We start from the raw sequence: 12,627 nt of genomic DNA, 5'->3' as shown, positions 1-12,627 counted from the left end.
GTCCTTGAGCATCTGGTGTTCGTCGACGCAGACCAGGGACACGGCCTCGCCGGTGGCGCCGGCGCGGCCGGTGCGGCCGATCCGGTGCACGTAATCTTCCGGCACGTTCGGCAGGTCGTAGTTGACCACGTGGGGCAGCTGGTCGATGTCGATGCCGCGCGCCGCGATGTCGGTGGCGATCAGGGCGGTCAGGCTGCCGTCCTTGAACTCGGCCAGGGCCTTGGTGCGCGCCGACTGGCTCTTGTTGCCGTGGATCGCCATCGCGCCGATGCCGTCCTTGCCGAGCTGCTCGACCAGTTTATTGGCACCGTGCTTGGTGCGGGTGAACACCAGCACCTGTTTCCAGTTGTTGGTCTTGATCAGGTGGGCCAGCATCGGGTGCTTCTTGTCGCGGTCCACCGGGTGGATCATCTGCTCGATGACTTCCACGGTCGAGTTGCGGCGCGCCACTTCGATCAGTGCCGGGTTGTTCAGCAGCTTGTCGGCCAGGGCCTTGATCTCGTCCGAGAAGGTGGCCGAGAACAGCAGGTTCTGGCGCTTCGGCGGCAGYACGGCCAGCACCTTCTTGATGTCGTGGATGAAGCCCATGTCCAGCATGCGGTCGGCTTCGTCCAGCACCAGGATCTCGATCTTGTCGAGCTTGATGGTGCCCTGGCCGACGTGGTCGAGCAGGCGGCCCGGGGTGGCGACCAGGATGTCGACGCCGTTGGCCAGCAGCTTGATCTGCGGGTGGATGCCGACGCCGCCGAAGATCACGGCGGAGTTCAGGTTGGTGTACTTGGCGTAGGTGCGGATGTTTTCTTCGACCTGGGCCGCGAGTTCGCGGGTCGGGGCCAGCACCAGGGCGCGGATCGGGCGCTTCGAGCTTTTATTCGCCAGCGCCAGGCCGGCCTTGTCGGTCGACAGGCGGTGCAGCACGGGCAGGGTGAATCCGGCGGTCTTGCCGGTGCCGGTCTGGGCGCCGGCGAGCAGGTCGCCGCCGCCGAGCACGGCCGGAATGGCCTGTGCCTGGATCGGGGTCGGCGCGGTGTAACCCGCTTCAGTAACGGCACGGACGAGGGCGTCGGTCAGACCGAGAGTATTGAATGACATAGTTTTTCTGTAGGGATCGGCCCGTCGTCCTCGCATCGAAGACGCCAGTCCAGCCGATCGGATTACACGACACGAGGAGGCCGGTACTGGAGCCGGCACACACCGAGAGGCGCGGCGCCGGCAAAAGAGGGTCGGCGCCACACGGCATTATAGTTAAAAATGTTTCGCTATGGAAATTTTAGCGCGGCGACAYTGCCGGTGGAAGCGGGCAGCGCGGCGCCGTGACTGGCGCTGAAGCACTGGCCGCGCCGGGCCTGCTCTTGCGAGCGCCCGGACTGACACGGCCTCTATTCTACGCGAAAGGCCGCAAGAACGTTTTTATGCGAACGGTTTCAGGACCGCGACCATGCCGGCGAAGACCTTCGGGCCGGCGGCAATGATGTCGCCCTTGTTCAGGTATTCGGATTCGCCGCTGAATTCGCCGACGATACCGCCCGCTTCGGTCACCAGCAGCGAGCCGGCGGCGATGTCCCAGATCTTCAGGCCCTTCTCGAAGAAGCCGTCGACGCGGCCGGCGGCCACGTTGGCGAGTTCCAGCGCGGCCGAGCCGCTCGAGCGTACGCCGTGGCAGCGCTGGGCCACCACTTCGTACATGCGCAGGTATTCGGCCAGCGCGCGCGGGTCGGTGCCGTGGCCGGAGCCGATCAGGGCCTTGTTGATGCGTTCCGGGTTGCGCACGCGGATGCGCTTCTCGTTCAGGTAGGCGCCGGCGCCCTTGGTGGCGGTGAACAGGTCGTTGCGGACCGGGTCGTAGACCACGGCCTGGGTGATCATGCCGCGCTGCTGCAGCGCGATCGAGATGCAGTAGTTCGGGTAGCCGTGCAGGAAGTTGGTGGTGCCGTCGAKCGGATCGATGATCCAGACGTATTCGCTCTCGTCGTTCAGGTTGCTTGATGCGCCGGTCTCTTCGCCCAGGATCGCGTGGTCGGGGTAGGCCTTCAGCAGGGTCTCGACGATCGCCTGTTCCGACGCCTGGTCGATGTCGGTGACGAAATTGTTATGGCTTTTTTCGCTGATGGTGATACGGTCGAGATCGAACGATGCGCGGTTGATGACCGTGGCGGCGCGGCGGGCGGCCTTGATGGCCGTGTTGAGCATTGGGTGCATGAGGGCTTCCTGAAAAATGCTGACGCCCACCGCGCAGCAGGCGCCGTGAACGATCCATGAACGAGAATGACAAAGAGCAAAGCGGTGCCGAAACCGTTAAAATCGCCGCCGGATCCTTCGACCCAGGCTGCATTTCAACCGCTCGTCACCGCGCGATGGCGCTATTTTACAATGAACCCGACCGAAACTGACATATCTCTCTTTAAACGCCTACGCTTTGTGCTAGTGGAAACCAGCCGCGCGGGCAATGTCGGCTCGGTCGCGCGCGCCATGAAGACCATGGGCTTCAGCGACCTGGTGCTGGTGTCGCCGCGCTGCGACAGTCCGCTGATTGATGCCGAGGCGGTCGCCTTCGCCAGCGGCGCCATCGACGTGCTGGAGGGGGCGCGCATCGTCGGCAGCGTGCAGGAAGCGCTGGAGGGCTGCAATTTCGCCGCCGCGGTGTCGGCCCGGCTGCGCGAATTCTCGCCGCCGGTGTGGTCACCACGCGATTTCTCTGCCCATGTGGCCGCGATGGCCGACCTGCGCCCGGCCCTGATCCTCGGCAACGAGCGCGTCGGCCTGCCGAACGACATCGTCGCCGGCTGCAACGTGCTGATCAACATTCCGGCCAACCCGGCGTATTCCTCGCTGAACCTGTCCCAGGCCGCCCAAGTGCTGGCCTACGAATGCCGCCTGGCCGCGGAAGGGGAGAACCGCACCCAGGCCGGCATCGGCTTCCAGGGCGAGGCCGCCACCATGGCGCAGATCGAAGGCATGTACGCCCACCTCGAAGAAGCGCTGGTCGCCATCGGCTTCCTGAACGCCGACAACCCCAAAAAACTGATGCCGCGCCTGAAACGCCTGTTCGCCCGCACCCAGCTCGAAACCGAAGAAGTCAACATCCTGCGCGGCATCGCCCGCCAGATGCAAAAGCACCGCGACTAAAATTCGGGGTCAGAGCACTTTATTGTTTAAATTCGGGGTCAGAGCACTTTTTGAACAAGGGCTCACCGGAATGGCAGGCAAAGGAAGTTTGCCGTCCAGGCCTCCAGCGCAAACGAAATCTGGCATTCGGGCCGTCCGTGCAAACGAGCTTCGCCTGGGCCTGCAAGGTGAAAATCGCTCTGACCCCGAATTAAGTCGGAAATGTGCTCTGACCCCGAATTTTGACCCCGAATTTTGGCGGCTAGACGCGGCGCTCTAGTTTTCGGCGTTTTGCTGTCGGATCTTTCGCTTACACTAGGCAAAAAAGCAAGATAGGGGTTCGATATGGAGACTGGCCGCAGATCCTTCCTCAAGGCGGGCGCCCTGGCGGCGCTCGTGCTGGCCGCTGGCGGCGGCCTCTACCGTTATGCGCATCCGCCGGCGCCCCGGCGTTTCGTGCTCGACGGCGAGGCGCGCAATGCCCTGCATGCGATCGTGCCGGCGGTCCTGGCCGGCGTGCTGCCCAGTGAACCGGCGCAGCGCGCCAGGGCCATCGCGTCAACGACGGAAAGGCTGAACCAGACCATCCACGGCCTGCCGCTGGCCACCCAGCAGGAGGTGCAGGATCTGTTCGGCCTGCTCGCGCTGGGACCGGCGCGGCGCCTGCTGACCGGTATCCCGCACGGCTGGCTGGAGGCGAAGGACGATGAAGTGAGCGCCTGGCTGCAGGACTGGCGCACCCACCGGCTGGCCCTGTTCCGCACCGCCTACCAGGCCCTGCACGACCTGGTGCTCGGCAGCTGGTACAGCGACGACGCCAACTGGGCGGCGATCGGCTATCCGGGACCGATGAAGGAACTCGCATGAGGAGCGCGCATGAGTAATACCGCCATCATCCCCGACCCATACGAAGCCGGCCTGGCGCGCGGCTGGAAGATCGTCGACGGCGCCCGCCTCGACACCGATCGCACGCTCGACGCCGACGTCGTCATCGTCGGCAGCGGCGCCGGCGGCGGCGTGACGGCCGAGATCCTGGCGCTCAGCGGACTGTCCGTGATCATCGTGGAAGAGGGCGCGCTGAAATCCTCGCGCGACTTCAAGATGCGCGAAGCCGACGCCTACCCCACGCTGTACCAGGAATCGGCCGCCCGCAAGACCAAGGACAAGGCGATCACCATCCTGCAGGGCCGCACCGTCGGCGGCTCGACCACGGTCAACTGGACCTCGAGCTTCCGCACCCCGCCCGACACCCTCAAGTTCTGGCAGCAGCGCCATCGCCTCGACACCTACAGCGAACAGGACCTCAAGCCCTGGTTCGAGCTGATGGAGGCGCGCCTGCACATCGGCGACTGGCAGGCCGCGCCGAACGAGAACAACGACCTGCTGCGGCGCGGCGCCGACAGGCTCGGCATCCCGACCGGCTTCATCCGCCGCAACGTCAACGGCTGCTGGAACCTCGGCTATTGCGGCATGGGCTGCCCGACCAATGCCAAGCAGTCGATGCTGGTATCGACCATTCCGTCAAGCCTCGACCATGGCGCCACGCTGGTCACGCGCGCCCGCGCCGAGCGCTTCCAGATCGAAGGCGAAAGGATCGCGGCGCTCGACTGCAGCTTGCTGGACGCCGGCGGCATCCAGCCCACCGGCCGCAAGCTGCGCCTGCGCGCGAAACACTATGTGCTGGCGGGCGGCGCGATCAACTCGCCGGCGCTGATGCTGCGCTCGAAAGCGCCGGATCCGAACGGACTGCTGGGCAAGCGCACCTTCCTGCACCCGACCTTGATCTCGGCCGCGATTTTCCCCGAGCGCGTCGAAGGCTATGCGGGCGCGCCGCAGACCGTGTATTCGGACCACTTCCTGCACACCCAGGCGATCGACGGCCCGCTCGGCTACAAGCTGGAGGCGCCGCCGCTGCACCCGGTGCTGCTGTCGACCACCATGACCGGCTTCGGCGTCCGGCATGCGGAGATGATGCGCCAGTTCCCCCACCTGCAGGGCATGCTGGCCCTGCTGCGCGACGGCTTCCACCCGGACTCGCGCGGCGGCAGCGTCCAGCTGGGCGCGGGCGGGGCGCCGGTGCTCGACTATCCGCTGAACGATCCGGTCTGGGACGGCGCCCGCCGCGCGCTGTTGACGATGGCCGAGATCCAGTTCGCGGCCGGCGCCGACGCCGTGCAGGTGGCGCACGAGACCGCACCGCGCTACGCGTCGTGGAAGGAAGCGAAGGAGGGCATCGCTGCGCTGCCTTACCGCTCGCACCTGCCCAAGGTGGCCTCGGCCCACGTGATGGGCGGCTGCATGATGGCGGGCGACCCGCGCGCCGGCGTCACCGGCCAGGACGGGCGCTACCACGGACTGGCCAACCTCTCGGTGCACGACGGTTCGCTGTTCCCGACCTCGATCGGCGCCAATCCGCAGCTGTCGATCTACGGCATCACCGCGCGCCTGGCCAGCCAGCTCGCGCAGTCGCTCACCGGCCGCCCGGCGGCACGCCCTGTCGCCGCACCGGCGCCGGCAGCGGGCAAGCCGGTGGCCGCGATCCAGCCCGCGGCCGCGTGAGGGCAGCATGAAGAGCGCGCGCCGCCTGCTGCGGGCGCTGCTGCTGGTGCAGCTGGCGGCGGCGCTCCTGATCGGCTGGAGCGCCGTGGCTTTCCTGGAGATGACGCCCTGGCGGGCGGCCCTGCTGGGCGCGGGCAGCGTGGTGCTGGTGCGCCTCTTGATCAACATGAACAACTTCGTGATGGCGGCCCACTTCGCCAGCGCCACGCCGCCGGCCTTCCGCCTCGGCGCCAGGGCCCGCCTGCGCCTGCTGGCCGAGGAATTCCGCGCCAGCATGCTGGTGACGTCCTGGTTCGTGCCCTGCGCGCGCGCGGCCACCCGCATCTACCCGGACAGCCGCCAGCCGCCGGTGCTGCTGCTGCACGGTTACGGCTGCAACAGCGGCTACTGGGCCCACCTGCTACCGCTGCTGGATGCGGCCCGCATCAGCCACGCGACGGTGGACCTGGAACCGGTGGCCGGCGACATCGACGACTACGTGCCGCAGGTCGAACTCGCGGTGCGCGAGCTGTGCGCGGCCGCCGGCACCGACCGGGTGGCGATCGTCGCCCACAGCATGGGCGGACTGGTGGCGCGGGCCTGGATGCGCGCCCACGGCAGCGCGGCGCTGGCGCGCGTGATCACCCTCGGCACGCCGCACCACGGCACCGCGCTGGCGCGCTTCGGCCTGGGCAAGAATGCCTTCCAGATGCGGCCCGGCAGCGACTGGCTGCGCGCGCTGGCGGCAAGCGAGGACGGCGCCGACCGCGCCCTCGTTACCTCGCTCTACACCCACCACGACAACATCGTGTCGCCGCAGGAATCGAGCCGCCTGGAAGGCGCGCGCAACATCGAATTCGGCGGCGTCGGCCACGTCGCCCTCGGCAGCAATCCGCGCGTGCTGGCCGCGGTCATGGACGAGCTGGCGGCACTGGCTTCCGGCGCGCCCCGGTGCTAGAGTAAGACGTGTAAAGACAAGGCCGAACCGTGGAGTCCACCATGCCAGCGCGCATCCTCATCGTCGAAGACGACCCGCCCACCCGCGAGCTGATGGCATGGCTGTTGCACGCGGCCGGGCACACGGTGAGCGAGGCCGGCGACGGCGCGGAAGGCCTGCGGCTGGCGCTGGACGGCCGGCCCGACCTGGTGGTGTGCGACCTGCGCCTGCCTTCGATGGATGGCTATGCGGTGGCGCGCGCCCTGAAGCGTGAGCCCGGCTGCGCGGCGATCCCGCTGCTGGCCGTGAGCACGCTGCGCCCGGAACAGGACCGCGAGCGGGTGCTGGCGGCCGGCTTCGACGGCTATGTGTGCAAGCCGATCGAACCGGCCAGCTTCGTCGCCGAGGTCGAGGCCTTCCTGCTGACAGCACCTGAAGCGCCGGCGCTGCCGACCCTGCTGGTGGTCGACGACGACAGCTTCATGCGCGAGGTGCTGGTCGACAGCCTCGCGGGCGAGCCCTGGCGCATCCTCAGCGCCGGCTCGGCCGAGGAGGCGCTCGACCTGCTGGCCCGCCATCCGGTCGACGTGATCCTGTCCGACCAGTGCATGCCGGGCATGCAGGGCACCGAACTGATGGCCCATGTCGGCCGCCTGTATCCGCACACGGTGCGCCTGATCCTGTCCGGCCTGTCCGAGCGCGAGCCGATCGAGCGCGCCTGCGCCGCCGGCCTGGTCGACCGCCACCTGGCCAAACCCTGGGCCGCCGGCGCCCTGCGCGAGGACCTGCGCGCCGCCTTCCGGGAGCGCAGCGCAGGCAGCTGAGCCGAAGACCGGCCCGCCCGCCGATATGGCCGAGGCCGACGGTCGGTGTTATCCTTGCGGGTGAGTTCAACCATGCCGTCTTCCATGCAACAAAAAGCGCCCCGCCGGACCCGCGAACGGATTCTCGAATTGTCGCTCAGGCTGTTCAACGAATTCGGCGAGCCGAACATCACGACCACCGTGATCGCCGAAGAGATGAACATCTCTCCGGGGAACCTGTATTACCACTTCCGGAACAAGGACGACATCGTCAATTCGATCTTCGCCCAGTTCGAGGCCGAGATCGGGCGCATGCTGACCGTGCCGGCCGGACGCCGCTCGAACCTGGAAGACGTCTGGCTGTACCTGCGCATGATGTTCGAGCTGATCTGGCGCTACCGTTTCTTCTACCGCGACCTCAACGACCTGCTGTCGCGCAACCGCAAGCTGGAACTGCACTTCAAGGCCATCCTGGCCCACAAGATCAAGGTCGCGCGCCAGCTGTGCGAAGACCTGCGCAGCGAAGGGTCGCTGGAAGCCGGCGACAGCCAGATCGGCGCGATGGCCACCAATATGGTGGTGGTGGCAACCTACTGGCTGTCCTACGAATACGTGCGCAACCCGCGCAAGTACAGCGAACAGCAGGCGATCGCCGACGCCCTCGCGCGCGGCTGCTACCAGGTGCTGTCGATGCTCGGCCCCTACCTGCGCGGCGAGACCCGTGACCTGTTCGAGCGCCTCGCCGACGACTACCTGAAGCAGCTGCCCCCCGAAGGAAAAGCATGAAAGCCATTGCCGTCTACTGTGGCGCCTCGCCCGGCGCCGATCCCCTGTATGCCGACGCCGCGCGCGGCCTGGCCCGTGTGCTGGTGAGCCGCAACATCGGCCTGGTCTACGGCGGCGGCAAGGTCGGCCTGATGGGTGTGATCGCCGACGAAGTGCTGCGATTGAAAGGCGAAGCCACCGGCGTGATCCCGCGCGCCCTGCTCGAGCGCGAAGTCGGCCACACCGGCCTGACGCGCCAGTTCGTGGTCAAGGACATGCACGAGCGGAAGGCGATGATGTCGGACCTGGCGGACGGCTTCATCGCGATGCCGGGCGGGATGGGCACGCTGGAAGAACTGTTCGAGATGGTCACCTGGGCCCAGCTGGGCATCCACGCCAAGCCGATCGGCCTGCTGAACGCGAACGGTTTCTGGAACGGCTTGTCGGCCTTCGTCGGCCACATGGTGGAACAGGGCTTCGTGCGCCCGGCGCATGCGGGCCTGATGCTGCTGGAGGCCGATCCGGACGCCCTGGTGGCGCGTCTACAAGCGGCGGCGCCGCCGCGCGCAGAGCCTCTCGTCTAAGCCGAGACGACGCGGTCGCGCCCCGCGGACTTGGCCTGGTACAGGGCCTTGTCGGCGCGGTTGACGGTATCGGCCAGCGCTTCGCCGCCGCGGCGCGCGGTCAGGCCCGCCGAAAAACTGATCCGGTGTCCGTCCGCCACGCCCTCGACGGCCAGGGCGCCGACGCGCGCGCGGATGCGCTCGACCACGGTCCGGGCTTCCGGCTCGCCGCTATCGGGCAGCATCAGCAGGAATTCCTCGCCGCCCCAGCGCGACAGCACATCGCCCGCGCGCAGCTCGCCGCGGGCGGCGGCGGCAAAACTGCGCAGCACCGTGTCGCCGGTGGCGTGGCCGTAGCGGTCGTTGATCTGCTTGAAGAAGTCGATGTCGAGCAGGGCGATGCAGGTCCCGCGGTCCGCCGTTCCGGTGCCTGCGCCGTGGCGCCGCTCTTCCTGCGCCAGCACCTCGTTCATGTGGCGGCGGTTCGACAGCGCGGTCAGCTCGTCGACCGTGGCCAGGGTCCGGATCGTCTCCAGTGCCTGCTCCAGCGCTTCCTTCTTGCCCTTCAGGCGGGCGCGCAGCTTGCTGGCCTCGCCCGTCAGCAGGGTCACCGACATCGAGCAGCCCGCCATGATCATGAAGGTCACGGCCTCCACCAGCGGCGGATAGTTGTCGGGATCATGGGCCTGGTGCCACCACATGGTGACGCCCATGGCGCCCACGGCGGCGGCGGTCAGGACCAGGGTCTGGCGCGGGCGCAGCGCGAAGGTGCAGAACACCACCACCACCATCAGCCCCATCAGGATGGCGCCGCGCAGCGGCCCGAAGATCGAATACGCCCATATGGTGCAGGTGATGGCGAACACGGCCTGCAAAGCGGCGGCGCCGGTCGGCGCCAGCCCGATGCCGGCGCTGAAGCGCACCAGCAGGTAGGACAGGACGATGCAGCCGGCGGTATAGCCGGACAGGCCGAGCGCGGCGCGGTGGTCGATCAGGCCGCGGCTGCCGGCCGCGATCAGGATGGCCATGAAGACCGTGTACAGCGCCGCCGTCGCGCCCCAGTAGGTCATCATGCGGCGCAGCTTGGGGTCGGCGCCGAACAGGGCGCGGGACCATCCCGATGGGTTCATGCGGCGCGCTCCGTCTGCACCTGGGCCAGCAGCATCTCCGTGATGCGTTCGGCCGGCACCGGCGGCGAGAACAGATAGCCCTGCATCTCGTCGCACTCGTTGGCGACCAGGAATTCGCGCTGCTCCTCGGTTTCCACGCCTTCGGCGATCACCCGCAGCTGCAGGCGGTGGCCGAGCGAGATCACGGCCAGCGCGATCGCCTGGTCATCAAGGCTGTGGGCCAGGTCGCGCACGAAGCTTTTATCGATCTTCAGGGTGCTGATCGGGAAGGACTTCAGCGCCGACAGGCTGGAATAGCCGGTGCCGAAGTCGTCGATCGACAGCGAGACACCCATGTCCTTCAGCCCGCGCATGCGCTCGACGGCCTGGGTCATGTCGCGCATCAGCAGGCTCTCGGTGACTTCCACTTCCAGCGCGGAGGGCGGCAGGCCGGTATCGCGCAGGGCCGTGGCGATGCGCTCGACCAGGTGCTTTTCCTCGAACTGGCGGGCCGAGACGTTGACCGACACCGTCAGCGGCTCGAGGCCGGCGGCGCGCCAGAGCTGGGCCTGGCGGCAGGCGGTGCGCAGTACCCATTCGCCGATCGCGACGATCAGGCCGGATTCCTCGGCCAGGCCGATGAAGCGCGGCGGCGGCACCATGCCGTGCTCGGGGTGGCGCCAGCGGATCAGGGCTTCGACCCCGAAGATGCGGCCGGTGCGCAGGTCGACCTTGGGCTGGTACATCAGGAAGAAGCGGCCGGCGGGCGCCGGCACCGCCGGCGAGTCGCCGCCCTGGGTCGCATCGAAGGCCTTGCGCAGGCCTTCCAGCAGCATCAGTTTTTCTTCAACGCTCGCGTTCATCTCGCGGGTATAGAACTGGAAGTTGTTGCTGCCCAGGTCCTTGGCGCGGTACATCGCGGCGTCGGCGTTCATCATCAGGGTCTTCGGATCGTCGCCGTCGCGCGGGTAGATCACCACGCCCATGCTGCAGCTGATCTGGACCGCCTGGTCGCCGATCGGCACCGGCTCGGTGACGGCCTGGCGGATCTTTTCCAGCACCGGCGTGAGCGCCAGGGCGTTGTCGGAGACGTCCGGCAGCAGGATCACGAATTCGTCGCCGCCCAGGCGGCCCAGGGTGTCGTTGCGGCGCAGGCAGGCCTGCATGCGGCGGCCCACCTCCTTCAGCAGTTCGTCGCCGGCGCTGTGGCCGAGACCGTCGTTGACCAGCTTGAAGCCGTCCAGGTCGACGAAGGCCAGCGCCAGGTGCTTGCCGTTGCGCTGGGCGTTCAGCACCGCCTGGTCGAGGCGGTCGCGGATCAGGCTGCGGTTCGGCAGGCCAGTCAGTTCGTCGTGGTGGGCCAGGTGGCGGATTCGCTCCTCGGCCTGCTTGCGCTCGGTGATGTCGCGCACCATGGCGACCGCGCCGCCTTCGACCGGCACGATCTGGCGCTGCAGCCAGCGGCCGACGGCCGGCGAGGTGGCGGCCTGCCACTCGGTCTCGACCGCCTTGCCGTCGACTACCACCGAGACCAGTTCCTCGAACATGCCGTTCATGCGGTAGAAGGGCAGCAGCTCGCCCATCAGGCGGCCGCGCAGCTGTTCCTTGGGGATGCCGGTGACCTGCTCGGCGCGGGTGTTGGTCTCCTCGACCAGGAAGTCGACCACCTTGCCGTCGGCATCGAGCACACTGCGCAGCACGAAGAAGGCGTCCAGGCTGGCCTCCGAGGCCGCCGCATAGGTTTCCTGGGCGCGCCGTTCGCGCCGGCGCGCCTTGGCCAGCTGCCAGGACCAGGCGCTGATCAGGCCAACCAGCGCGATCAGGAGGGCGCTGGCGGCGGCCGCGGCCACCAGAAAACTGCCGCGGCGCTCTTCGTAGTCCGTCATCTCCTCGCTCTCGGCCAGGCCGATCACGGCGGCCAGCGGAAAGCCGTGCAGGCGGCGCACGCTGACGTAGCGCGCCACGCCGTCGGGCGCGGTGGGGTGGGGGGCGAGGGCGTCGCTGGCCATGTTGTCGAGCGCCACCTGCTGGCCCCACGAGACCTTGTCGCCGACGCGCAGCGCGCGCGCCACGCCGTCGCTGCCGATCAGGCCGACCAGCCCCAGCTCGCCCTCGCGCGAACGCTCGTAGGTGCTGGTGAAATAGGCCGGGGCGGCCGCCACGATGGCAACCCCGGCGAAGCGGCCGGCGGCATCGTCGATGCGGCGCGAGAAATGCAGGTGCGGCTCGACCCGGGCGGCGTCGCCGACGGCCTGGCTGACGAAGGGCGCCGCCGATGCGCTGGCGCGGTGGGCCGTGAAGAAGGTCTCGTGCGAGACGTCCCGCGGCCGCATGGCCGGGTTGCTGGCGACGATGCGGCCATCGCGGTCGGCGATTCCGACCACGAACACCAGCGCGGGCGGCAACAGGCCCTCGCGGCGCAGCTCGTCGATGGCCGCCGCCGGACCGTGCTGCTCGGCCGCGTACTTCAGCACCTTCAGGGTCTGGTCGATCGCGGTCAGGCGGTGCGCCATCTGGGCTTCGTAGGTATCGACCAGTTCGCGGGTCGCTTCGCGCGCTTCCGTGACGGCGGCTTCGCGCTCGGCGGCGATGAAGTGGAAGGCCGCGATCCAGATCGCCACCAGCGGCAGCAGTGCGAACAGCGGCAGCGCGATATAGGTCTCGAGCGCGTGACCGAGCAGGCGGGAGAGGCGCGGTGCAGGCGGGAGCAACTGGAGTCGACCGGGAGAGTGTTGCGGCATCACTTACATATTGGACGGAGCAGGCAGCGAAATTGACTTTATACGTAGGGATACCGAAAGTCGATA

General features: G+C 68.0%; 12 protein-coding genes. 8 read left to right on the top strand and 4 right to left on the bottom strand.

Translation table 11 applies throughout. The annotated features are described in order from the left end of the window. Positions 1 to 1,092 (bottom strand): DEAD/DEAH box helicase (locus tag AC1DIX_RS21180; protein ID WP_477327148.1); only part of this gene is annotated, 1,092 nt, incomplete at its 3' end. Between the two features lie 318 nt (positions 1,093 to 1,410). After that, on the bottom strand, positions 1,411 to 2,190 hold the full coding sequence (locus AC1DIX_RS21175) for an inositol monophosphatase family protein (RefSeq protein ID WP_477327152.1): 780 nt from the start codon (positions 2,188 to 2,190) through the stop codon (positions 1,411 to 1,413). Positions 2,191 to 2,255: 65 nt separating this feature from the next. On the opposite strand from AC1DIX_RS21175, the gene AC1DIX_RS21170 reads away from it, so the two are divergent. The 8 genes from AC1DIX_RS21170 (at position 2,256) to AC1DIX_RS21135 (ending at position 8,732) form a co-directional block, all read left to right on the top strand. After that, entirely contained in the window at positions 2,256 to 2,390 is a 135-nt protein-coding gene (locus AC1DIX_RS21170) for a hypothetical protein (RefSeq protein WP_442124116.1), read from the top strand. Further along, on the top strand, positions 2,371 to 3,126 hold the full coding sequence (locus AC1DIX_RS21165; protein ID WP_442124117.1) for an RNA methyltransferase: 756 nt from the start codon (positions 2,371 to 2,373) through the stop codon (positions 3,124 to 3,126). Before AC1DIX_RS21170 ends, AC1DIX_RS21165 begins: the two co-directional genes overlap by 20 nt. A gap of 324 nt (positions 3,127 to 3,450) precedes the next feature. Continuing rightward, positions 3,451 to 3,972, top strand: a complete 522-nt coding sequence (locus AC1DIX_RS21160; RefSeq protein ID WP_477327146.1) for a twin-arginine translocation signal domain-containing protein — start codon at positions 3,451 to 3,453, stop codon at positions 3,970 to 3,972. A gap of 9 nt (positions 3,973 to 3,981) precedes the next feature. After that, on the top strand, positions 3,982 to 5,664 hold the full coding sequence (locus tag AC1DIX_RS21155) for a GMC family oxidoreductase (protein ID WP_477327144.1): 1,683 nt from the start codon (positions 3,982 to 3,984) through the stop codon (positions 5,662 to 5,664). Positions 5,665 to 5,671: 7 nt separating this feature from the next. Beyond that, positions 5,672 to 6,601, top strand: coding sequence for an esterase/lipase family protein (locus AC1DIX_RS21150; RefSeq protein ID WP_477327142.1), 930 nt, complete (start codon positions 5,672 to 5,674; stop codon positions 6,599 to 6,601). 41 nt (positions 6,602 to 6,642) lie between these two features. Continuing rightward, positions 6,643 to 7,404 (top strand): response regulator, encoded by a 762-nt coding sequence (locus AC1DIX_RS21145; RefSeq protein WP_477327140.1) that lies wholly within the window; start codon positions 6,643 to 6,645, stop codon positions 7,402 to 7,404. A gap of 84 nt (positions 7,405 to 7,488) precedes the next feature. Continuing rightward, positions 7,489 to 8,169, top strand: coding sequence for a TetR/AcrR family transcriptional regulator (locus AC1DIX_RS21140; RefSeq protein WP_442124122.1), 681 nt, complete (start codon positions 7,489 to 7,491; stop codon positions 8,167 to 8,169). After that, positions 8,166 to 8,732 carry an LOG family protein gene (locus tag AC1DIX_RS21135; protein WP_477327138.1) on the top strand — a complete coding sequence of 189 codons (567 nt, stop codon included), beginning with the start codon at positions 8,166 to 8,168 and terminating at the stop codon, positions 8,730 to 8,732. The genes AC1DIX_RS21140 and AC1DIX_RS21135 overlap by 4 nt, the downstream gene beginning before the upstream one ends. Here the strand turns inward: AC1DIX_RS21135 and AC1DIX_RS21130 are convergent. Next, positions 8,729 to 9,841 (bottom strand): diguanylate cyclase, encoded by a 1,113-nt coding sequence (locus AC1DIX_RS21130; protein WP_477327136.1) that lies wholly within the window; start codon positions 9,839 to 9,841, stop codon positions 8,729 to 8,731. The two genes, AC1DIX_RS21135 and AC1DIX_RS21130, sit on opposite strands and share 4 nt — an antisense overlap. Next, complete coding sequence (locus AC1DIX_RS21125) at positions 9,838 to 12,531, bottom strand: bifunctional diguanylate cyclase/phosphodiesterase (protein ID WP_477327134.1); 2,694 nt, start codon at positions 12,529 to 12,531, stop codon at positions 9,838 to 9,840. Before AC1DIX_RS21125 ends, AC1DIX_RS21130 begins: the two co-directional genes overlap by 4 nt. Between the last annotated feature and the right edge of the window lie 96 nt (positions 12,532 to 12,627).

The sequence above is a fragment of the Massilia sp. 05N420 genome (genome assembly GCF_056397205.1).
This window is presented reverse-complemented; position numbering and strand designations above follow the sequence as displayed.

Excerpts from the sequence above, each read along its gene's own strand:
- AC1DIX_RS21170 (WP_442124116.1), top strand. The coding sequence starts at position 2,256 with ATGAACGAGAATGACAAAGAGCAAAGCGGTGCCGAAACCGTTAAAATC.
- AC1DIX_RS21165 (WP_442124117.1), top strand. The coding sequence starts at position 2,371 with ATGAACCCGACCGAAACTGACATATCTCTCTTTAAACGCCTACGCTTT.
- AC1DIX_RS21160 (WP_477327146.1), top strand. The coding sequence starts at position 3,451 with ATGGAGACTGGCCGCAGATCCTTCCTCAAGGCGGGCGCCCTGGCGGCG.
- AC1DIX_RS21155 (WP_477327144.1), top strand. The coding sequence starts at position 3,982 with ATGAGTAATACCGCCATCATCCCCGACCCATACGAAGCCGGCCTGGCG.
- AC1DIX_RS21150 (WP_477327142.1), top strand. The coding sequence starts at position 5,672 with ATGAAGAGCGCGCGCCGCCTGCTGCGGGCGCTGCTGCTGGTGCAGCTG.
- AC1DIX_RS21145 (WP_477327140.1), top strand. The coding sequence starts at position 6,643 with ATGCCAGCGCGCATCCTCATCGTCGAAGACGACCCGCCCACCCGCGAG.
- AC1DIX_RS21140 (WP_442124122.1), top strand. The coding sequence starts at position 7,489 with ATGCAACAAAAAGCGCCCCGCCGGACCCGCGAACGGATTCTCGAATTG.
- AC1DIX_RS21135 (WP_477327138.1), top strand. The coding sequence starts at position 8,166 with ATGAAAGCCATTGCCGTCTACTGTGGCGCCTCGCCCGGCGCCGATCCC.
- AC1DIX_RS21130 (WP_477327136.1), bottom strand. The coding sequence starts at position 9,841 with ATGAACCCATCGGGATGGTCCCGCGCCCTGTTCGGCGCCGACCCCAAG.